The sequence below is a fragment of the Amycolatopsis sulphurea genome (assembly GCF_002564045.1).
Lineage (GTDB): Bacteria > Actinomycetota > Actinomycetes > Mycobacteriales > Pseudonocardiaceae > Amycolatopsis > Amycolatopsis sulphurea.
The window spans coordinates 296,742-316,264 of the sequence record NZ_PDJK01000001.1 but is presented as its reverse complement, the minus strand read 5'-3'; the positions used below and the strand labels follow the sequence as shown (position 1 = coordinate 316,264).

Below are 19,523 nucleotides of genomic sequence, written 5' to 3'. Positions count from 1 at the left end.
CCATCATGGCTGGCGGGCCCCGCGCAATCATCCTGCGCCAGGGCGGCTCTGGGGAATGCCAGCCGCCCCGGCGGGGTTGTCGCCGGACATGGGTTCCCCGGAGATCACCTCGACCCCTGCGGGTCCGGCCGGGCGCAAGAGCGCCGTCGGCCTGCGCTCGGCCCGCGGCCCGGTGCTGATCGCGGTGATGCTGTCCACCGGGCTGGTCGCGCTCGACAGCACGATCATCGCCACGGCGGTGCCCTCGGTGGTCCGCGATCTGGGCGGATTTTCGCAGTTCCCCTGGCTGTTCTCGGTCTATCTGCTGACGCAGGCGGTGACCGTGCCGCTGTACGGGAAATTCGCCGACGTGCTGGGCCGCCGTCCCGTGATGTTCTTCGGCATCGCGGTGTTCTTGCTCGGTTCGGTGCTCTGCGGGGTGGCGTGGAGTATGCCGGTGCTGATCGCCGCCCGCGCCGTGCAGGGTATCGGGGCCGGCGCCGTGCAGCCGATGAGCATGACGATGATCGGTGATCTGTACACCGTCGAAGAGCGCGCGCGGGTGCAGGGTTACGTCGCCGGGGTGTGGGCGGTCGCCTCGGTGATCGGCCCGGCTCTCGGCGGGGTGTTCTCCGAATATCTCAGCTGGCGCTGGATCTTCTTCGTCAACCTGCCGCTCGGCGCGATCGCCGCATGGATGCTGTACCGCAAGTTCACCGAGCGTGTCGAACGCACCCGCCACCGTGTCGACTATCGCGGCGCGGCACTGCTCACCGTCGGCTGCACGCTGCTCATCCTGGCGCTGTTGGAAGGCGGCGTGGCGTGGAGCTGGGAGTCGGTTCCGAGCGTCGCCGCGTTCACGCTGGCGATCGTGCTGCTGGTCGCGTTCGTCTTGGTGGAACGGCGTGCCGCGGAACCGGTGCTGCCCTTGTGGGTGTTCACCCGGCGGACGCTCGTGGGCGGCAATCTGGTGGCCCTCGTGGTGGGCGCGGTACTGCTGGGACTCAGCTCGTTCCTGCCTGCCTACGCGGAGGGCGTACTCGGCACCGACGCCCTGACCGCGGGGTTCGCGCTGGCCGCACTCACCATCGGCTGGCCGATCGCGGCGTCCCTGTCCGGGCGCATCTACCTGCGGATCGGGTTCCGCGACACGGCGTTGATCGGCAGTGGCTTCGCGGTCGCCGGCGCGGTGCTGACCGCTTCGCTCGGCCCGTCGTCGCCGGTGTGGGAGGCGGCGGGCTCGGCCTTCGTCCTCGGCATCGGGCTCGGCTTCATGTCCAGCCCCACCGTCGTCGCGGTGCAGTCCACGGTCGGCTGGGAACGGCGAGGGGTGGTCACGGCGACCAACATGTTCAGCCGTTCGCTCGGCAGCGCGGTCGGCACCGCGGTGTTCGGCGCGATCGCCAACGCCACCCTCGCGTCGCGGTTCGCGGACGCGCCCCGGGACGTGGCCGGGCACCTGCCCTCCGGGGTCGACGCGACCAGCCGCGTGCTGGGCGGGACCCCCGACCATTCCGCGATCGGGAGGTATATGCGGGACTCGCTGGGCGTCGCCACGCACTACGTCTTCCTCGCGATCGTGGGCGTGGCCGCGATCGGCGTGGTCGCGCTGATCCTGATGCCCCGGCGGACCCAGCCGTTGACCTTCCCGGACTGACGCGAGAGGCAGTCCGGCGGGCGGTCGTCTCAGCCGGTCGACCCGGGCGCGGTCGCCTCGATGACCCGGCCGAGCGCGGCGTGCAGCGCCTCCAGCTCGGTGACCTCCATCCCGAGCGTTTCCACCACGCGGTACGGGATCTTCTCGGCCTCGGCCCGCAGCGCGCGCCCCTCGCCGGTGAGGTCCACGGTCAGCTGCCGTTCATCGGCACGGCTGCGCCCACGGGTCACGTACCCGATCGCCTCCAGCCGCTTGAGCAGCGGCGACAGCGTGGCCGGCTCGTGCCGCAACGCCGCACCCAGGTCTTTCACCGAGCGCGGCGCCTTCTCCCACAACGCCAGCATCACCAGGTATTGCGGATGCGTGAGCCCGTACGGCTCCAGCAACGGCCGGTAGATCGCGATCACGCTGCGCGAAGCGACCGAGAGCGCGAAGCACACCTGACGGTCGAGCTTCAGCGGATCCTCGCCCAGGTCGATCTCGGCCACCCGTCCTCCTCCTGCCACCGGGACGCCCACCCTAGCGCGCCCCGCCCGCGGCCTTCACCACACTAATAGTTAGTGTACTAATCATTAGGATACTCTCGCCGCCAGACTCGGCAGATTCGGCAAGCTCGGCACACGTGGAGGAGGCACGATGGACCGTCCCGGAGTGTTCCGCTGGTTCCGGTACGCGGCAGGTGGACGGCTGCCCGAGCGTTACCACGACTGGCTGCTGCACGACACCACATCGAAGCACTGGAAAGCCCGGCACGTGCTGCGCAGCAGCGTGGGCATCGCGCCGCTGTGCCTGGTCTGGCTGCTGCTGCCGGCACCCCTCCCGCTGCGGCTGGCGATCGTGCTGATGGCCGCGCTCGTGGCGTACTTCTACTCCTGCGCGTACATGGAGGAGAGCATCGACCATCGGTTGTCCCGCAACGGTTTCCCGCCCGGCACCGGCAAGCGGATCCGCCGCGAGAAGGCCGCCCAAGCCGACGCCGAGGCGACCACCCGGTACATCGCGACCTACCGTCAGCAGCCCGGCGACTAGACTCGGGAGCCGATGAGACGCAAGCTCCCGCCCCCGATCCCGCCGCGGCATGGCCTCGAACCGGCGCGGCTCCGGCTGCCGGAAGAAGGCCCGTGGACCAGCCTGCTCGACCACCTCGTGCAGCGGCTGCCACGGGTCACCCCGGAGCGGATCGAGCAGATGCTGCGCGAGGAGCGGATCCACGGCGCACACGGGCCACTGGGCGTGGACACGCCGTTTGAACCGGGCACGTTCATCTGGTTCCACCGCGATCTGCCGGACGAGGTGCCCGTGCCGTTCGAGGTGACCGTGCTGCACCGCGACGAGCATCTGCTGGTCGCGGACAAACCGCACTTCCTCGCGACCATCCCGCGCGGACGGCACGTGCTGGAGACGGCATTGGTGCGGTTGCGCCGCGATCTCGGCTTGCCCGCGCTGTCCCCCGCGCACCGGCTGGACCGGGTCACCGCCGGGCTGGTGCTGTTCGTGATCACCCCGTCCGCACGTGGGGCGTACCAGACGATGTTCCGGGATCGTCTGGTACACAAGGAATACGAGGCGATCGCGCGGTACGACCCGGAGCTTTCGCTGCCCCGCACGGTACACAGCCGGATCATCAAGGAGCGCGGCGTACTGGCCGCGCAAGAGGTGGCCGGACCGCCGAACGCGGAGTCCACTGTGGAGCTTCTGGAGCAGCGCGACCGACTCGGCCGGTATCGGCTGCGGCCCGCCACCGGACGCACGCACCAGCTGCGCGTACACCTGAGCGGACTGGGAATCCCCATCCTCGGCGACGATTTCTATCCACAGCTGAGGGAAAAGCCCCTCGACGACTTCACGAAACCGTTGCAGCTGCTGGCCAAAGTGCTCGAATTCACCGACCCGCTGACCGGCGAGCACCGCCGGTTCACCAGCCGCAGACGACTGTCCGCCTGGGATTCACCGGACGAGTGGGCGGCCCCGCCGATGCCGGCTCCGGCACCTGACACCACTCGCACGTAGCAGCCGCGCCCCTCAACCGCCTCGATCAGACCCCGGCCCGTTCTCTCGTCTCTCTCGAACCACAATTACCGTACATGTACGGCAGCAGACCTGGGCCCTTGACGACTTTGTTTGTCACTGCTTGGCTCGAACCATGCGTGACGTCGAAGTGATCGAGGATCCGGCCACCGCGGCGACCGCACTGGATCCGGTCCGGGCCCGGCTGCTCGCGGCGCTCACCGAACCGGCCTCGGCCGCCGCGCTCGCCGCCCGCGTCGGCCTGACCCGGCAGAAAGTGCATTACCACCTGCGGGCGCTGGAATCGCACGGCCTGGTCGAACCGGCCGGCACGCGGCAATGGGGTGGGCTGACCGAGCGGCTCTTCGCCGCGACCGCGACCGGCTACCTCGTCTCCCCCGCCGCCCTCGGCGCCGCGGCCGCGTCCCCGGCGAAGCCCGACCGGCTGTCCTCCGGCTATCTGCTCGCCGTCGCCGGACGGATCCTGCGCGAGGTCTCCGGACTCGCCCGCCGGGCCGCGCGAACCGGGAAGCCCCTGTCGACCCTGACCGTCGACACGGAGATCTCCTTCCGTTCGGCACGCGAACGGGCGGCCTTCACCCACGAGCTGAGCACCCTGGTGACCGACCTCGTTTCGCGCTACCACGACGAATCCGCCCCGGACGCCCGCGCGCACCGGCTCGTCGTGGTGGCCCATCCGAAGCCCGCGGAGTGACATCCGCCGAACAAATGCGTTCCCTGACCTATCGATTTACGATAGATTCCCATCGCAAATCGATGGAGGGCGGATCATGGGCAAGCTGACCGTGCAGGCGCTGCGCGCCGTGCTGGTGCTGGTACTCACCGGCACCGTGTTCGTGCAGGTGTTGATGGCGTGGACGGTGATCAGCGGGAACGACCCGGAAGACGGATCGCTCCCGCTGACCCCGCTGCGCCTGATCACGATCCTCGGCCTGGTGACGGTCGAAGTCACCCTGGTCTGCGTATGGCGACTGGTGACCATGGTGCGACGCGGAACCGTGTTCTCCCCCGCCGCCTTCCGGTACGTGGACATCGTGATCGGCGCGATCGTGGCGGCCGCCCTCGTGTGGTTCGCGGTCACGGCCGTCAATGCTCCGGGTCAGCGGGACGACCCGGGCGTCACCCTGATCATGGGCGGGATCGGCGTGGCCATCCTGGGGGTCGCGCTCATCGTGCTCGTCCTGCGGATGCTGCTCGCCCAGGCCGTCGCGCGCGACGGCGAAGCGGCGCGGATGCGCGCGGAGCTGGACGAGGTGATCTGATGCCGATCGCGGTCGACATCGACGTGATGCTGGCCCGGCGGAAGATGTCCGTAGGCGAACTCGCGGACCGCGTCGGGATCACGCCGGCCAACCTGGCGGTTCTGAAGAACGGCCGTGCCAAGGCGGTGCGCTTCGCGACGCTCGCCGCGCTTTGCGAGGTGCTCGACTGTCAGCCGGGCGAACTGCTGCGCTGGGAAGCCGAGGACACCGGCGAACGGGCGCCACGCTCAGCCTGATCGGGGCGACTGTCGCGCCGGATTCCTTGCCGTGTCGTGTCGAATGCACTGTGGCTCGTTCGTCGAAGATAGGAGAGGCCGGCACCAGGCCGGGCCGCAAGGGGAAGGGACTTCACCATGACGGGCAATTCGACGCGCGAGGTCAGGCCGTTGCGGTTCGGGGTCGTCGCGCCGATCACCGATGGCCTGCCGGCGTGGCGTGATCAGCTCCGCGGGCTGGCCGACAGCGGTTACTCGACGATCTTGATGCCTGATGTGCCGCAGTTGCAGCCGGCACCGGGTCCGGCGCTCGCCGTGGCGGCGACGATCACCGGTCTGCGCGTGGGGACCTGGGTGTACGCATCCCCTGTGCGGCCAGCGTGGATCACGGCGTGGGAGGCGCACTCGCTGTCCGTGCTCACCGAGGGCCGGTTCGAGATGGGCATCGGCACCGGCCGGCCCGGAATCGCCGACCAGCTCCGTGAGCTGGGCCTGCCGGTCACCCCGGTCGGCCAGCGGCCGAGCCAGGTGCGTGACATCGTCGCCGCCCTGCGCGACCTCGACGGCCCGGACCGGCACACCCCGGTGGTCATGGTCGTGGGCGGCCCGAAGGCACAGGCACTCGCCACGGAACTCGCCGACACGGTGACTTTCGTGATGCCCCAGATCGAGACGCGGGCCGCGACAATGCAGCGGGTACAACGCTTCGAGAACCCGCGCGGTGCGGAACTGGCGTTGCACGTACCGGTGGTGGGCGATTCGGTCGCCGCCTTCATGTCCGCCCCCGGCACCGACCCTGCCGCCGTCCGGGCCGCGGACTCGCTGGCCTTCCTGCCCAGTGATCCCTCCGCCGCTGCCGAGGAGATCCAGCGGCGACGGGAGGAGTGCGGCTTCTCCTACTTCGTGGTCGGTGCCGAGGCCGCCGCTACCCTCGCACCCGCCGTCGCCGAACTGTCCGGACGATAGGCCGTGAAGGGAGAGTCCGTGAAGGGGTCCTTCACGGACTCTGAGTCCAGGGTCCCGGCAAAGTCGGTCGGGACCCGTGATCAGCAGAGAGAGCCGTGGCTGCCGCGCATCATCGACGACACCTGCCCTCTTCGTCGATCACGCCCGGCAGCAGGCGAAGCAGAGGTGTCCGAGACGCTCGACCACCTCGTGGTGTGCGCCGGACCTGTCCCGGGTCCGTGAAGGGGCCCTTCACAGACTCAGAGTCCGTGAAGGGCCCCTTCACGACCTCCGCAGTCTGCGCAGGACACCCCGCACCGACTTTGCCGACACCCTGGACTCTGACCCGAAAAATACGCCTCCACGGCGGCCCAGCGCAGCGGCCCGGGTTATTGATCCGCAAATAGGTACCAAATCACCCTCTTGGGGCACGTGGTTCCCATGGGACTGCTGAGGCGCCTATTTGCACCCTGAACCAGGCGCCCCAGCGGGGCACAAAGACTGAGTCCGTGAAGGGTTCCTTCACAGCCTTGCCGACGGGAACTCAGCGACGGGTCTCGTAGCGGGTCAGCAGCACGCCGTCGGGGAACGTCAGGGTCTCCACCAGAGTCAGGTTCACCCAGTTGTCCAGGGCCGTGAAGAACGGGGTGCCGCCGCCCACCAGGACCGGCGCGGTGGCCAGTATGTACTCGTCGATCAGCCCGGATCGCATCGCCGCCGCGGCGAGGGTGGCGCCGCCGATGTCGAGCGGGCCGCCCTCCTCCGCCTTGAGCCGGGTGATCTCGGCGACCGCGTCGCCGGTGACCAGGCGGGCATTCCCGTCGACCGTGCCGATCGTGGAGGAGAACACCGCCTTCGGCATGTCCAGCCAGCGCCGGGCGAACTCGATCTCCGCCGGGGTGACGCCGGGCTGCTGGGCGGCGGTCGGCCAGTGGGAATTCATCGTCTCCCACAGTTTGCGCCCGTACAGCGCCAGGCCGGTCTCCGCGACCCGGTCCGACCACCATTGGAACAGCTCGTCGCTGGGCACGCTCCAGCCGATGTCGTCACCGGGCGCGGCGATGTAGCCGTCCAGGCTCAGGTTCATGCCGAAGGTCAGTTTCCGCATGGCGGCCGCCTCCCGTGAGTCGGTATTCCGGGTACAGGACACCACGGCGCGACAGAATCCGCGGTCAGGCCGGGCCGGGTCGCCCTTACTTGACCAGGACCGGCAGCGAATCGAGCCCGTACACGATCGAGACCTTCCGGAACTCCAGGTCCTGCGGGGCCACCGCCAGGCGCAGGTCCGGGAAACGCCGGACCAGGGCGGGGTAGGCCGCGCGCAGTTCCATCCGGGCCAGTTCGGCGCCGATGCAGCGGTGGATGCCGTAGCCGAAGGCCAGGTGCGAGGTCGGCTCACGAGCCGGGTCGAAGCGGTCCAGGTCGCCCGCGCCCAGGGAGCGGTCGCGGTCGGCGACCGAGAGGGACACCAGCACGATGTCCCCCTCGCCGATGTGGGCGCCGGCGATCTCCAGGTCCTGCTTGGCGAAACGCGGGAAGGCCATCTGCACCACGGTCAGGTACCGGAGCAGCTCCTCCACGAACTTGTGCACCGACTCCTCGTCGCCGCGGACCGCCTCGAAGGCGGCCGGGTCGCGCAGGACCACCAGCGCACCCAGCGCGAGCATGCTGGCAGTCGTCTCCAGGCCACCGGTCAGCACGCCGTCGGCGAGGCCGGCCAGCTCCTCGTCGGAGATCTCGTCGCCGTGGTCCTTGATCAGCATGCCGAGCAGGCCGTCGCCGGGCTCTGCGCGCTGCTTCTTCACGATCTCGCGCAGGTAGACCAGCGATTCCGAGATCGCGCCGAGCGACGCGCCCGCACCGCCGAACAAGTCGAACCGCGCGGTGCTCAGCCGCTGGAAGTCCGCACGGTCCGCATAGGACACTCCGAGCAGCTCGCAGATGGTCAGCGACGGGATGGGCAGCGCGAACGCCTCCCACAGGTCCACCGGCCCGTCCGCGGCGGCCATCGCGTCCAGCTGCTCGGCCACGATCTCGTCGATCCGCGGGGTCAGCCGGGACAGCCGCCGCATGGTGAACTCCGGCGTGAGCAGCTTGCGCAGCCGGGTGTGCACCGGCGGATCGGCGAACCCGAGCCCGCCCGGATCCTGGTCCTCGGTGACCCCGGCGCTGCCGACCAGGTTGGTGAAGTCGTTGCTGAACTCGGTCACCTTGCCGAGTACGGCCTTGGCCTCCTCGTACCCGGTGACCAGCCAAGCGTTCATGCCGAAGGGCAGGTCCAGCTTGCTGATCGGCGCCTCTTCCCGGCGACGGCCCAGCTCGTGTACCGGGTCCAGGCCTTCCCGGCGCAACGGCATGAGCGCGGCGTCCGGCAGCAGCGCCATCTTCTCGAGGTCGAAGCCGCGCTTCTGCTGGCGTGCAAGGTACCGGCGGCCGGCCCAGGCGAGGACACGCGAACGGAGACTCCCCATGGCCGCGACCCTACCGCACTCTCCTTGACCACCTGCCAGCGGCGGAGGCCCTGGTCACGCGGGTGCGGAACGCCACCGACCGGTCTCGCTCGGAGTGCCGGCGGCCGGCCGCGCCACAGTGTAGGCACCGGTGATCGTCTGGGTGATCGCGTTCCCGGCCCGGTTCCGCGCGGTCACCTTCAGCGACGGCGACTTCCCGGCCGGCTCCGGCGGATTCCGCCACGTGGCGCGGTAATCGCCGGACGCGCCGGTGATCTTCGCGGGCTGCCAGGTGGCCCCGTCGTCGAAGGACACCGAGACGGCCGCGGAGTTGATCGGTGCACGGGATCCGGCACCGCTGAACGCCGTATGCCCGATGTGCAGCGCGAGCGCCTGATCGCCCGCTTTCGACGTCGTGGTGAGGTCGGCCGCCGGCCGGTAATCCACGGTCAGCGCCCCGAGAATCCGGCACCTCGTGGTGTGCGCCAGCCCTGTCTCGGGTCCAATGCCAGGAACTTAAGGTCTGGTGGGTGGTGTTGATCACGGTTTGGGTGTGATCGGCGTGGTGGTGTGGATAGGCAACGAGGCTCCGGCTAGAGCTGGTGATTGTCGAGATCATCAGCAAGCCAGGAGCCTCGTTGTCCGTTCATGGTGTCATGCCCTCGGGCTGGTCCTCGCCGGTGGGTCGGTTGTTGTCACAGGCCGGGCTGGGGTTGCTGTCGTGGGTCGTCCCGCCCGCGCTGGTTGATGAGGCGCTGGCCGTCGCCGGCCGGGACGAACGGCGGTTCCGGGCACTGCCGTCGCGGTTGGGCGTGTACTTCGTGCTCGCGTTGTGCCTGCTGCGCACCAAGTCCGGCAACGCGACGATCAGGGCGATGTTCTCGCAGGAGAGTCTGCCCCGGTTGTCCGTGCTGGGCTGGTGGCCGCCGGCCAGCACGGCGCTGACCAAGCTGCGGGACCGGATCGGCGTGGTGCCCTTCCAGTTGTTGTTCGGCGCGCTGGCGCGGGCGGCGCCTACCCGGAACAGGCCGTGGTCGCACGCGTTCGGGCTGGAGGTGTGTGCCTGGGACGGCACCGAGGTCGAGCCGGCCGACACCGCGGCCAACCGTGAACACTTCCCGCCCCATCACCGCACAGGCGTGGCCCGCGGGCCGTCCAAGATCCGGGTGCTGGTGCTGCTGTCGTGTGGCAGCCGCCGTCTGCTCGGCGCGGTCACCGGCCCGCTGAGCCAGGGCGAGCCCACCCTGGCCTATCAGCTGCTGCCCCGGCTGCACGACCGGATGCTGCTGCTGGCCGACCGCTGCTTCCTCGGCTATCCACTGTGGACCGCGGCGCGGGAACGGGGCGCGCATCTGCTGTGGCGGGCCAAGCAGAACACCCCGAAGCTGCCCGTGCAGCACGCGTTGCCGGACGGGTCCTGGCTGTCCACCCTCCACGCCCCGGCCGACGCCCGCCGCTGGGCGCGCAACGTGCGCCGCAACAAGCAACGCGGGCACCGCCCGCCCACGCCCCGCCCGATCAACGGCATCGTCGTCCGGGTGGTCGAAGCACTGATCACCGTCACCGTCGACGGCGTCACCCGCACCGAGAAATACCGGCTGGTCACCAGCCTGCTCGACCCCGCACACGCACCCGCCGGCCAGCTCGTCGCCCTCTACGCCCGCCGCTGGACCGCCGAAACCGGCATCAAAGAGATCAAAACCACGCTGCTGGCCAAGCGGCCCCTGCGCGGCCACACCCCGATCCGCGCCCAGCAGGAACTCTGGGCCACCCTGATCGTCTACCAGGCCATCCGGCTGCTGATCAGCCACGCAGCGCTCACCCAGAACCTCGACCCGTCCCGGATCTCCTTCACCTCCGCCCGCGACGCCGCCGAACACGCGATCACTACCACACCCGCCGACACATCCCGACACCTCCAATGGGTGGCCCAGGACTTATGCCGACAGCTGATCACCGTCCACACCCACCACCGCGTCTACCCCCGAGCACTCAAACGCACCACCACGCGCTACCCCCACCGCAGCAAAACCCCGCAACCGACCAGCACCAAAGCCAGCTACCAGGTCCACATCCTGCCCACAGCAGAAACAACACCACCCACCACAACCAAACCAACACCACACCAACCCAGAACCGACCTAAGTTCCTGGCATTGGTCTCGGGTCTGTGAAGGGGCCCTTCACGGACTCAGAGTCCGTGAAGGGCCCCTTCACAGACCTTCGATCGCCACCGGCATCGTGTCGGCCGGATCGGTGTGCAGCACATCCCGCACGGTCGCGAGTTCGCTTTCCTTGGTGGCGAAGGATTCGCCGGCCGGAATCCCTCCGCGGCGAACGAGAGGCCGACCCGGTGGCGGTCCTCGGCCTTCGGCGCCGCGCCACCCCATTGCACGACGTAGTGCAGCCGCCCGGGCGACGGTTTCGCCACCGGTGTCACGTATTGCGGCGTCGTCGCACCCGCGGAGATCAGTGCGGCGACATCCTCGCCATCCTCGATTCCGGGGCGGCGGTGGACCGGATCTCGCCGCCACCAAGGCCGAAGGCGCCCGCCGCAACCGGCTCGGCGTGGAGCGGGTCGTCGAACGCATCCGCGAGAGCGGGCACGAGGTCGTCCCCCGCGCCGTGGACATCGCCATCGCCTTGATGAGTGACGGCGTGCACGGCAGCCTGGTCACCGAGGCGGGCTGGCCCCCCGGCGAGTACGAATCGTGGCTCGCCGCGGCGCTGGTGGCGAACCTGCTCGCAACTCCGGAAACCTGAAAACGATTCCCCGGGAAGTTTGCGCCGGAAAGCCTTACCAGAGTTACCTCCGGCGCGCGGCGGAGGTGGGTGGTCCGCGGGTTCGCCGACCCCATATCGTTGCCCCGGCAGCCCGGCGGAGGTGGAACGCGAACGTGCCCGACTACTACGCGGTGCTCGGTGTGGGGAAGACGGCGTCGGCCCCGGAGATCAAGGCGGCGTACCGGCGGCTGGCCAAGGCGCGCCATCCGGACGCCGGGGGCAGCGCCGCGACTTTCCAGCTGCTGGGCGAAGCCTACGAAACGCTCGGGGATCCGGGCCGCCGTGCGCAGTACGACGCGGCGGCGCTCAAAGTGCGCGCGCGGCGGCGGTTCAGCGAGGAGCCGGGCTTCGTGCCGGAGCCGCCCGAGCCGGCGCCCGAGGACCTGGCCTGGTGGGGGGCCGCCGGCGAGGATTCGCGAATGCGGCATGGCAGGCGGCGCAGCCCGGGCCACACGCCGGTGGTGGCCGCGGTCGCCGGGCTGGTCCTGGTGTTGCTGCCGCTGCTGACCGGCGTCGAGTTCACTGCTCCGGTGCTGATCGTGTGGCTGACGCTGACCGCGGGGACCGCGCTGCTGGTGCAGCGGCTGGCCCGCGGGTTCCTCCGCGCCCGCCGCGCCCAGCACGAGTACGCCGGGGAGTTCGGCGGCACGACAGTGTTCGGCAGTCCGGGCACCGAGGCCGACGAGCTGGCCGAACGGCTCACCGCGGAGCTGCTTGAACGCTACCTGACCCGGTTTCCCGGCGCGCGGATCTTCCACGGGCTCTCCTGGCCGGGTTCGGTGTTCGCAGACGTGGACCACGCTGTCCTCTGCGGACGGCGGCTGGTGCTGATCGAATCCAAACAGTGGCTCCCCGGGCACTACGAGACCGCCGAGGACGGGCGGCTGCTGCGCAATGGCCGGCTGTTCCGCGGCGGCGGCAGCCGGCTGCCGGAAAGCCTCGACCGGTACCGCGACCTGCTCCCCGGCATCGCGCTGCGCGGGGCGATGATCCTTTATCCCAGCCGCGCCGGCGAGCTGAGCACCGCGGACCCGCACGGCGAACCCGCGCCGCCGCTGACCCCGGTGCAGTTCCTGCACGAGATCGGCGGCTGGCTGTCCGCCGAACCGTCCACTGTGGACCACGAGACGCTGCGGGCGCTGACCGGGCTGGTCACCGGGCAGCCCGAGCGGACGGCCTGACCGGGCTGCCAGGCCACGGCCGTGCACCGGACGGCCCCACGCCCGGAGCCGGCCGGGCGGACGGCTGCGGTCTCGGGCAGCACCGGCACCAGCCCAGCCGACGCCCTCGGTACGACGATCCGTTCCCGGCCCCGGGCACCCCTCGGCGCGTACCTGCTCAGGTGTACACCCGCACCCAGTCGACGTGCACCGCGAGCCGGTCCGGAGTGGACGCGTCCGGCGCCGGGATCCAGCCCGGCGCGCCGTACGGGCCGGGTTCCTGCTGGATCACCAGGTACATCGGGTCCTGCGGGACGACCGGATGCTTCTTGCTGTACCGCGTGTCGTACACGGTCTGCCCGGGAGAAGTGCCCGCGGTTCAAGCAGGCGCGCGGGGTACGAGGCCCCGGTCCCGGACCGGAGAGCAGCAGGCGGTGACCTGATCAGGCCGGTGGTCTTCGCGCGCTTCCGCCGCGTTCCACGGCTGCCGGGCGGAAGGCGCCGGCCGGGGGGACGAGGAGTGTCTGCCACATGAGAAGCCCGAACGGGTCGCCGGGATCATCTTCTGTCGGTCGCGCGTGAAAGCCGAGAATCACAGGCGCGCCGGACCTTGTCGATGACTCGATCTTCGGTGACCCGACGATGGTCGAGACCTTCGCACGCGGCCTTGCCAATCGTCACCAAGATCATCCATACTTCGCCGCCCGCCGTGGCGAATCCCGGCCGTACGGCCGATCCTCGCACCATCCACTGTGGACTGTGCGTACGCCGGGCGGGCGAAGCGCGCTACGGTATCCGGGCGGCGCACCCGCGTCCACAGCGGCCTCGCGGCCGTACTCCCCCCGCGCCGCTCACCCCGAACCCATGCCGCGGCGGCAAGGGTGGGGCCATGGCCACCGTGCCCGCGGACCGCCCCGCACCACCCGCGGAAGGTCTGTGAAGGGGCCCTTCACAGACTCAGAGTCCGTGAAGGGCCCCTTCACAGCCTTGCCGACCGGAGCCGGGGGCCGCCGGACGGGTGAGATCCGCCGGGGTATCGGAGCCGCGCGGGTAGCCGGCCGGAGCAGGCGGGCCGGAGGACCGCACTCGCGTGTCACCCGTAATAAGCGTACGCTTAGTCCGCTGGTGGCGGTACCGGTCCGCCGAAAGCCCTCATCGAGCGCTTTCGGCCGGTCACGCGCACCGGCACGCTGGTTCTCGACGACGATTCCCGAAGATGACGATGATTCTCGAAGACGAGGAGAGCACCGTGACCGATTCCCCCTCCCGCGTAGCCATCGTGACCGGCGCCGGTCGCGGTATCGGTGCCGCGGTCGCGCGCCGGCTCGCCGCCGACGGGTTCGCCGTCGGCCTGCTGGACCTGGACGAGGCGGGCGTGCGCAAGGGCGCCGAGGCGATCATCGCCGACGGCGGCCGCGCGGTGGGCGTCGCGCTCGACGTGAGCGACGCCGAGCAGGTGGACGCCGCGGTGACCCGGGTGGCCGGGGAACTCGGCGCGCCGACCGTGCTGATCAACAACGCCGGCATCACGCGGGACAACCTGCTGTTCAAGATGACCGAGCAGGACTGGGATTCGGTGCTGTCGGTGCACCTGCGCGGCTCGTTTCTGATGACCCGCGCGGTGCAGAAGTACCAGACCGAGCAGAAGTGGGGCCGGATCGTCAACCTGTCCAGCACCTCCGCGCTGGGCAACCGCGGGCAGGCCAACTATGCCGCGGCCAAGGCCGGCATGCAGGGTTTCACCAAGACCCTCGCGATCGAGCTGGGCAAGTTCGGGGTCACCGCGAACGCGATCGCGCCCGGGTTCATCGCCACCGACATGACCGCCGCCACCGCGCAGCGGGTCGGCGTGTCCTTCGACGACTTCAAGACGGCCGCCGCCGGGCAGATCCCGGTCGGCCGCGTGGGCACCCCGGACGACATCGCGAACGTAGCCTCGTTCCTGGTCAGCGACGGCGCGGGCTTCGTGTCCGGCCAGGTGATCTACGTGGCCGGCGGACCGAAGGACTGACCCGATGCGCACGTTCTCCGATCTCTCCGAATTCAGCGCCGCGACCGGCGAGCACCTGGGCGAGAGCGACTGGCACACCGTGACCCAGGAGCAGGTGCAGCAGTTCGCCGACGCCACCGGTGACCATCAGTGGATTCACCTCGACCGGGACAAGGCCGCACAGGGACCGTTCGGCACCACGATCGCGCACGGTTTCCTCACCCTGTCCCTGCTCTCGATGTTCGGCCCGCAGGTGTACCGGGTCGAGGGGCTGCGCCTGGTCGTCAACTACGGGCTCAACAAGGTGCGTTTCCCACAGCCGGTGAAGGTCGGCTCCCGGGTCCGCGGCGGAGCCGACCTGATCGAGATCACCGATGCGCCCGGCGGGAAACAGGCCGTGGTGCGCTGGACGGTCGCGATCGAGGGCGAGGACAAGCCCGCCTGCGTGGCCGAAACGGTCGCCCGGCTGATCGCCTGAACCCCTCGTGCTCGCCCCCATCGACCAGTCGGTACCGCATGTCAGGAGGCCCCGATGACCCGCACCGACCCACCCGGACTCGATCTGTCCCGGCTGCGTGCCCATCTCGACCGCGAGCGGCCCGGACTGGTCGCCGGCGAGCTCACCGCGGAGGTGATCCAGGGCGGCCGGTCCAACCTCACCTACATCGTCGGCGACGGCGTCGGCCGGTGGGTGGTGCGCCGCCCGCCGCTCGGGCACGTCCTGCCCACCGCGCACGACATGGGCCGCGAGTTCCGCGTCATGACCGGGCTCTCCGGCACGCCGGTCCCGGTGCCCGAGACAGTCCTGCTGTGCACCGACCCGGACGTACTCGGCGCGCAGTTCTACGTGATGGAGTTCGTCGAGGGCACGCCGTATCGCTCGGCCGACGAGCTGGCGAAGGTCGGCGAGAAGCGCACGAGGGCGATCGCGGAGGGGCTCGTGGACACCCTGGTCGAGCTGCACGCGGTGGATCCCGAAGCCGCCGGGCTCGGCGATTTCGGCCGTCCGGACGGGTTTCTGGAGCGGCAGCTGCGGCGATGGAAGAAGCAGCTCGACGGTTCCCGCAGCCGGGAGCTGCCCGGGGCCGATCAGCTGCACGACCGGCTGGCCGCGAAACTGCCGCCGTCCGGCCGTCCGTCCATTGTGCACGGTGACTACCGGCTGGACAACGTACTGGTGGGCTCCGGCGACCGGGTCACCGCGGTGCTCGACTGGGAGATGTCCACCCTCGGCGACCCGCTCACCGACGTGGCGCTGCTGATCGCGTACGCCGAGCGCGACACGGTTTCGCTGCAGATGGTGTCCAACGCCAGCTCCGCACCGGGCTACCCAAGCACCGACGAGGTCATTTCCCGTTACGCACAACGGTCCGGGCGGGATGTGTCGGCGCTCAACTGGTACGTCAGCTTCGCCTTCTTCAAGCTCGCCGTGATCTTGGAAGGCATCTACTACCGCCACAGCAAGGGCCAGACCGTTGGCGCGGGTTTCGAGGGCATCGGCGACGGGGTCACCCGCCTGATCGCGTACGGCAACGAGACGCTCAAAGAGGAGAAGTGATGGACTTCGCGTTCGACGCCCGGACCGAGCAGTTGCGCGAACAGCTGCTCGAGTTCATGGATTCGCACATCTACCCCGCCGAACCCGTGTTCCAGCAGCAGATCGCCGAACGCAGCGACCCGTGGACGGCGCCGCCGATCGTCGAGGAACTCAAGGCCGAGGCCCGGAAACGCGGTCTGTGGAACTTCTTCCTGCCCGGCGAGCACGGTGCCGGGCTGACCAATCTCCAGTACGCGCCGCTGGCCGAGATCACCGGCCGCAGCCCGCACCTCGCGCCGGTCGCGCTCAACTGCGCCGCCCCGGACACCGGGAACATGGAAGTCCTCGCCATGTTCGGCAACGAGGCGCAGCGCAAGCAGTGGCTGCGGCCGTTGCTGGACGGGGAGATCCGCTCGGCGTTCGCGATGACCGAGCCGGAGGTCGCCTCCTCCGACGCGCGCAACATCGCCACCAGCATCCGCCGCGAAGGCGACCAGTACGTGATCAACGGCCGCAAGTGGTACATCTCCGGCGCGATGAGCCCGGACTGCGCGATCTTCATCGTGATGGGCAAGACCGATCCCGAAGCCGAGCCGCACCGGCAGCAGAGCATGATCCTCGTCCCGCGGGAGACGCCGGGGCTCACCGTCGAGCGTGGCATGCACGTGTTCGGCTACACCGACGGCGACCACGGCGGCCACGCCGAGGTGCGGTTCGAGGACGTGCGGGTGCCGGTGGACAATCTGCTCGCCGAGGAGGGTTCCGGGTTCGCCATCGCGCAGGCGCGGCTCGGCCCCGGCCGTATCCACCACTGCATGCGCGCGATCGGGATGGCCGAACGCGCGGTGGCGGCCCTGTGCCGGCGCACGCTCACCCGCGAGACGTTCGGCAAGCCGATCGCCGAGGCCGGGGTGGTGCAGGACTGGATCGCCGAATCACGCGTGCGGATCGAGCAGCTGCGGCTGCTCGTGCTCAAGACCGCGTGGCTGATGGACACCGTGGGCAACCGGGGCGCACACACCGAGATCCAGGCGATCAAGATCGCCACCCCGCGCGACGTGGAGTGGATCCTGGACAAGGCGATCCAGGCGCACGGCGCGGGGGGCGTCAGCCAGGACTTCCCGCTCGCCGAGCTGTGGGCGGCCGCGCGCATGCTGCGGCTGGCCGACGGGCCGGACGAAGTACACAAGCGGTCCCTGGCGCACCGGGAGCTGAAGAAGTACCGCGCGGAGGCCGCCCGGTGACCGCTTTACAGGACCAGGTTGCGGAGTTCCTCGCCGCGCACGACCCGAAGACCTTGCCACGCCTGGACTTCCTGCGCGCCCGGTTCGACGCCGGGCTCGCCTGGGTGTATTTCCCACCGGGTCTCGGCGGGCAGGCCGCGCCCCGGGCCGAGCAGGCCGGGGTCGACGCCGCGTTCGCCGAAGCGGGCGCGCCGGACAACCAGCCGGGCCGGAACACGATCGGCCTCGGCATGGCCGGGCCGACGATCCTCGCCTTCGGCACCGACGAGCAGCGCAAGCGCCACCTCCGTCCACTGTGGACCGGCGAGGAGGTCTGGTGCCAGCTGTTCAGCGAGCCCGGCGCGGGCTCGGACCTGGCCGCGCTGGCCACCCGGGCCGTCCGCGACGGCGACGACTGGGTCGTCACCGGGCAGAAAGTGTGGACCTCCGGCGCGCACAACGCGCAGTGGGCCATCCTCGTCACCCGCACCGATCCGGACGTGCCCAAGCACCAGGGCATGACGTACTTCCTGTGCGACATGACCGCGCCGGGGATCGAGGTCCGGCCGTTGCGGCAGATCACCGGCGAGGCCGAGTTCAACGAGGTCTTCCTGACCGAGGTGCGGATCCCCGACGCGCACCGGCTCGGCGCGGTCGGCGAGGGCTGGAAAGTCGCGCAGACCACGCTGATGAACGAGCGGGTCTCGATCGGCGCGGTCGCTCAGCCCCGCGAGGGCGGCATGCTCGGGGTGCTCACCAAGACCTGGCGGGAACGCCCCGAGCTGCGCACCCCACAGCTGCGCGACCGGCTCGTGCAGCTGTGGGTGGAGGCCGAATCACTGCGGCTGGCCGGTGACCGGTTGCGCCAGCAGCTCACCGCCGGCGCGCCCGGACCGGAGGGCTCGGCGATGAAGGTCGCCTTCGCCGAGCTGAACCAGAAGCTGAGCGGGCTGGAAATCGAGCTGCTCGGCGAGGAGGGCCTGCGTTACGACGACTGGACGCTGCGGCGCCCCGAGTCGGTCGACTTCACCGGCCGTGAAGCCGGGTACCGATACTTGCGTGCCAAGGGAAACTCGATCGAAGGCGGCACGTCCGAGGTGCTGCGGAACATCATCTCCGAACGCGTGCTGGGGCTGCCGTCCGAGCCGCGGGTGGACAAGGACGTCGCCTGGAAGGACCTGCCGCGATGAACTCGCCGGACCTGCTTTACTCCGACGTCGAAGAGGATCTGCGCGCGTCCGTGCGTGCGCTGCTGACCGACCGGGCCGATGCCGCGGCCGTGCTCGCGCGAACGGAATCGACCGAGCCGTACGACCTCGGCCTGTGGCGGACACTCGCCGCCGACCTGGGCGCCGCCGGGCTGATGGTGCCCGAATCGCTGGGCGGGCACGGTGCTTCGGCCCGGGAGACCGCCGTCGTGCTCGAAGAACTGGGCCGCAGCGTGGCACCGGTGCCGTTCCTGGGCAGCGCGGTCCTCGCGACCGCGGCCCTGCTGCCCACCGGCGACGAACTCCTGTCCCCGCTGGCCTCCGGAGAGCTGACCGCCGCACTCGCCGTCCCGCTCACCACCGCCCCCGGTTCGCCTTTTCCGGCCACCGTCCGCGCCGACGGCACCCTGACCGGCCAGGTCCGCACCGTGGCCGACGCTTCGGCGGCTGCGACGTTCGTGGTGCCTGCAGTGTCCACTTCGGATGGTCCGGGCCTGTACGCCGTGGACAGTTCCGCAGCGACGGTCACCGAAGTCGTCCCCCTCGACCTCACCCGCCGAATCGCCGACGTGACCTTCTCCGGCGCCACCGCCCGGCCGATCGTCCTCGGCCCCGCCGCCGAGTCCGCTTTGGACAGTGCCCTCTCGACCGCGGCGGGCCTGCTCGCCTCGGAACAGACCGGTTTGGCAGAATGGGCACTGACCGAGACTGTGACGTACTTGAAGGGCCGGTACCAGTTCGGCCGCCCGGTCGGCGGTTTCCAGTCGCTCAAACACCGCTTGGCCAACCTGTACACCGAGCTGGTCAACGCCCGCGCGACCGCCCGCTACGCCGCCGACGCCCTCGCCGGCGGCTACGACGTCCCGATCGCCGTCGCCGTCGCCCAGGCCCGCGCGGCACCGGTCGCCGTGCACGCCACCGAAGAGGCCGTCCAGCTACACGGCGGGATCGGGATGACCTGGGAACACCCCCTGCACCTGTACCTCAAGCGCGCGAAGAGCGACGAGCTGGCCTTCGGCACCCCGGGCCGCCACCGGACACGGCTGGCCGAACTGGTCGACCTGCCTGGGTGAGGGCTGTGAAGGG

At 70.2% G+C, this 19,523-nt stretch carries 20 protein-coding genes; 15 read left to right on the top strand and 5 right to left on the bottom strand.

Annotated features, from left to right (window positions below):
• Positions 1 to 55: 55 nt before the first annotated feature.
• The gene (locus tag ATK36_RS01460; RefSeq protein ID WP_245914154.1) at positions 56 to 1,636 is read left to right on the top strand and encodes an MDR family MFS transporter; all 1,581 of its coding nucleotides are present in this window, start codon (positions 56 to 58) and stop codon (positions 1,634 to 1,636) included.
• A gap of 29 nt (positions 1,637 to 1,665) precedes the next feature.
• Here the strand turns inward: ATK36_RS01460 and ATK36_RS01455 are convergent, their stop codons facing one another.
• Positions 1,666 to 2,124, bottom strand: coding sequence for a MarR family winged helix-turn-helix transcriptional regulator (locus tag ATK36_RS01455; protein WP_098509483.1), 459 nt, complete (start codon positions 2,122 to 2,124; stop codon positions 1,666 to 1,668).
• Positions 2,125 to 2,272: 148 nt separating this feature from the next.
• Here ATK36_RS01455 and ATK36_RS01450 point away from each other — a divergent pair, with 148 nt between their 5' ends.
• The 6 genes from ATK36_RS01450 (at position 2,273) to ATK36_RS01425 (ending at position 6,107) form a co-directional block, all read left to right on the top strand.
• Positions 2,273 to 2,665 (top strand): DUF5313 domain-containing protein, encoded by a 393-nt coding sequence (locus ATK36_RS01450; RefSeq protein ID WP_098509482.1) that lies wholly within the window; start codon positions 2,273 to 2,275, stop codon positions 2,663 to 2,665.
• Between the two features lie 12 nt (positions 2,666 to 2,677).
• The gene (locus ATK36_RS01445) at positions 2,678 to 3,646 is read left to right on the top strand and encodes an RluA family pseudouridine synthase (protein ID WP_098509481.1); all 969 of its coding nucleotides are present in this window, start codon (positions 2,678 to 2,680) and stop codon (positions 3,644 to 3,646) included.
• A 133-nt stretch (positions 3,647 to 3,779) separates the two neighbouring features.
• Positions 3,780 to 4,358 carry an ArsR/SmtB family transcription factor gene (locus ATK36_RS01440; protein ID WP_098509480.1) on the top strand — a complete coding sequence of 193 codons (579 nt, stop codon included), beginning with the start codon at positions 3,780 to 3,782 and terminating at the stop codon, positions 4,356 to 4,358.
• Between the two features lie 76 nt (positions 4,359 to 4,434).
• Positions 4,435 to 4,926, top strand: coding sequence for a DUF2975 domain-containing protein (locus ATK36_RS01435; protein WP_098509479.1), 492 nt, complete (start codon positions 4,435 to 4,437; stop codon positions 4,924 to 4,926).
• Complete coding sequence (locus ATK36_RS01430; RefSeq protein ID WP_098509478.1) at positions 4,926 to 5,162, top strand: helix-turn-helix domain-containing protein; 237 nt, start codon at positions 4,926 to 4,928, stop codon at positions 5,160 to 5,162. Before ATK36_RS01435 ends, ATK36_RS01430 begins: the two co-directional genes overlap by 1 nt.
• A gap of 117 nt (positions 5,163 to 5,279) precedes the next feature.
• On the top strand, positions 5,280 to 6,107 hold the full coding sequence (locus ATK36_RS01425) for an LLM class flavin-dependent oxidoreductase (RefSeq protein WP_098509477.1): 828 nt from the start codon (positions 5,280 to 5,282) through the stop codon (positions 6,105 to 6,107).
• A 523-nt stretch (positions 6,108 to 6,630) separates the two neighbouring features.
• Here the strand turns inward: ATK36_RS01425 and ATK36_RS01420 are convergent.
• From ATK36_RS01420 to ATK36_RS01410, 3 genes are all read right to left on the bottom strand, one after another.
• On the bottom strand, positions 6,631 to 7,194 hold the full coding sequence (locus ATK36_RS01420; RefSeq protein WP_098509476.1) for a dihydrofolate reductase family protein: 564 nt from the start codon (positions 7,192 to 7,194) through the stop codon (positions 6,631 to 6,633).
• Between the two features lie 85 nt (positions 7,195 to 7,279).
• Positions 7,280 to 8,557: a cytochrome P450 gene (locus ATK36_RS01415; RefSeq protein WP_098509475.1), complete on the bottom strand. Its 1,278-nt coding sequence runs from the start codon at positions 8,555 to 8,557 to the stop codon at positions 7,280 to 7,282.
• 54 nt (positions 8,558 to 8,611) lie between these two features.
• Entirely contained in the window at positions 8,612 to 8,983 is a 372-nt protein-coding gene (locus ATK36_RS01410) for a hypothetical protein (RefSeq protein WP_098509474.1), read from the bottom strand.
• A 155-nt stretch (positions 8,984 to 9,138) separates the two neighbouring features.
• On the opposite strand from ATK36_RS01410, the gene ATK36_RS01405 reads away from it, so the two are divergent.
• Both ATK36_RS01405 and ATK36_RS01400 read left to right on the top strand, forming a co-directional pair.
• Positions 9,139 to 11,298: an IS4 family transposase gene (locus ATK36_RS01405; protein WP_141544338.1), complete on the top strand. Its 2,160-nt coding sequence runs from the start codon at positions 9,139 to 9,141 to the stop codon at positions 11,296 to 11,298.
• 134 nt (positions 11,299 to 11,432) lie between these two features.
• Positions 11,433 to 12,500, top strand: coding sequence for a J domain-containing protein (locus ATK36_RS01400; protein WP_098509472.1), 1,068 nt, complete (start codon positions 11,433 to 11,435; stop codon positions 12,498 to 12,500).
• 157 nt (positions 12,501 to 12,657) lie between these two features.
• Here the strand turns inward: ATK36_RS01400 and ATK36_RS31900 are convergent, their stop codons facing one another.
• Complete coding sequence (locus tag ATK36_RS31900) at positions 12,658 to 12,831, bottom strand: hypothetical protein (protein WP_170069537.1); 174 nt, start codon at positions 12,829 to 12,831, stop codon at positions 12,658 to 12,660.
• An 897-nt stretch (positions 12,832 to 13,728) separates the two neighbouring features.
• On the opposite strand from ATK36_RS31900, the gene fabG reads away from it, so the two are divergent.
• From fabG to ATK36_RS01370, 6 genes are read left to right on the top strand one after another with little or no spacing between them, the layout of a single operon-like run.
• Positions 13,729 to 14,490, top strand: a complete 762-nt coding sequence (gene fabG / locus ATK36_RS01395) for a 3-oxoacyl-ACP reductase FabG (RefSeq protein ID WP_098510253.1) — start codon at positions 13,729 to 13,731, stop codon at positions 14,488 to 14,490.
• Positions 14,491 to 14,494: 4 nt separating this feature from the next.
• Positions 14,495 to 14,947 carry a MaoC family dehydratase gene (locus ATK36_RS01390; RefSeq protein ID WP_098509471.1) on the top strand — a complete coding sequence of 151 codons (453 nt, stop codon included), beginning with the start codon at positions 14,495 to 14,497 and terminating at the stop codon, positions 14,945 to 14,947.
• 54 nt (positions 14,948 to 15,001) lie between these two features.
• Positions 15,002 to 16,027 (top strand): phosphotransferase family protein, encoded by a 1,026-nt coding sequence (locus tag ATK36_RS01385; protein WP_098509470.1) that lies wholly within the window; start codon positions 15,002 to 15,004, stop codon positions 16,025 to 16,027.
• Positions 16,027 to 17,250 carry an acyl-CoA dehydrogenase family protein gene (locus tag ATK36_RS01380; RefSeq protein WP_098509469.1) on the top strand — a complete coding sequence of 408 codons (1,224 nt, stop codon included), beginning with the start codon at positions 16,027 to 16,029 and terminating at the stop codon, positions 17,248 to 17,250. Before ATK36_RS01385 ends, ATK36_RS01380 begins: the two co-directional genes overlap by 1 nt.
• A complete protein-coding gene (locus ATK36_RS01375) occupies positions 17,247 to 18,419 on the top strand; it encodes an acyl-CoA dehydrogenase family protein (RefSeq protein ID WP_098509468.1) in 1,173 nt (390 codons plus the stop codon). Before ATK36_RS01380 ends, ATK36_RS01375 begins: the two co-directional genes overlap by 4 nt.
• Positions 18,416 to 19,510: an acyl-CoA dehydrogenase family protein gene (locus tag ATK36_RS01370; protein ID WP_098509467.1), complete on the top strand. Its 1,095-nt coding sequence runs from the start codon at positions 18,416 to 18,418 to the stop codon at positions 19,508 to 19,510. The genes ATK36_RS01375 and ATK36_RS01370 overlap by 4 nt, the downstream gene beginning before the upstream one ends.
• Positions 19,511 to 19,523 lie beyond the last annotated feature (13 nt).

Excerpts from the sequence above, each read along its gene's own strand:
- ATK36_RS01460 (WP_245914154.1), top strand. The coding sequence starts at position 56 with ATGCCAGCCGCCCCGGCGGGGTTGTCGCCGGACATGGGTTCCCCGGAG.
- ATK36_RS01450 (WP_098509482.1), top strand. The coding sequence starts at position 2,273 with ATGGACCGTCCCGGAGTGTTCCGCTGGTTCCGGTACGCGGCAGGTGGA.
- ATK36_RS01445 (WP_098509481.1), top strand. The coding sequence starts at position 2,678 with ATGAGACGCAAGCTCCCGCCCCCGATCCCGCCGCGGCATGGCCTCGAA.
- ATK36_RS01440 (WP_098509480.1), top strand. The coding sequence starts at position 3,780 with ATGCGTGACGTCGAAGTGATCGAGGATCCGGCCACCGCGGCGACCGCA.
- ATK36_RS01435 (WP_098509479.1), top strand. The coding sequence starts at position 4,435 with ATGGGCAAGCTGACCGTGCAGGCGCTGCGCGCCGTGCTGGTGCTGGTA.
- ATK36_RS01430 (WP_098509478.1), top strand. The coding sequence starts at position 4,926 with ATGCCGATCGCGGTCGACATCGACGTGATGCTGGCCCGGCGGAAGATG.
- ATK36_RS01425 (WP_098509477.1), top strand. The coding sequence starts at position 5,280 with ATGACGGGCAATTCGACGCGCGAGGTCAGGCCGTTGCGGTTCGGGGTC.
- ATK36_RS01420 (WP_098509476.1), bottom strand. The coding sequence starts at position 7,194 with ATGCGGAAACTGACCTTCGGCATGAACCTGAGCCTGGACGGCTACATC.
- ATK36_RS01415 (WP_098509475.1), bottom strand. The coding sequence starts at position 8,557 with ATGGGGAGTCTCCGTTCGCGTGTCCTCGCCTGGGCCGGCCGCCGGTAC.
- ATK36_RS01390 (WP_098509471.1), top strand. The coding sequence starts at position 14,495 with ATGCGCACGTTCTCCGATCTCTCCGAATTCAGCGCCGCGACCGGCGAG.
- ATK36_RS01385 (WP_098509470.1), top strand. The coding sequence starts at position 15,002 with ATGACCCGCACCGACCCACCCGGACTCGATCTGTCCCGGCTGCGTGCC.
- ATK36_RS01380 (WP_098509469.1), top strand. The coding sequence starts at position 16,027 with ATGGACTTCGCGTTCGACGCCCGGACCGAGCAGTTGCGCGAACAGCTG.
- ATK36_RS01370 (WP_098509467.1), top strand. The coding sequence starts at position 18,416 with ATGAACTCGCCGGACCTGCTTTACTCCGACGTCGAAGAGGATCTGCGC.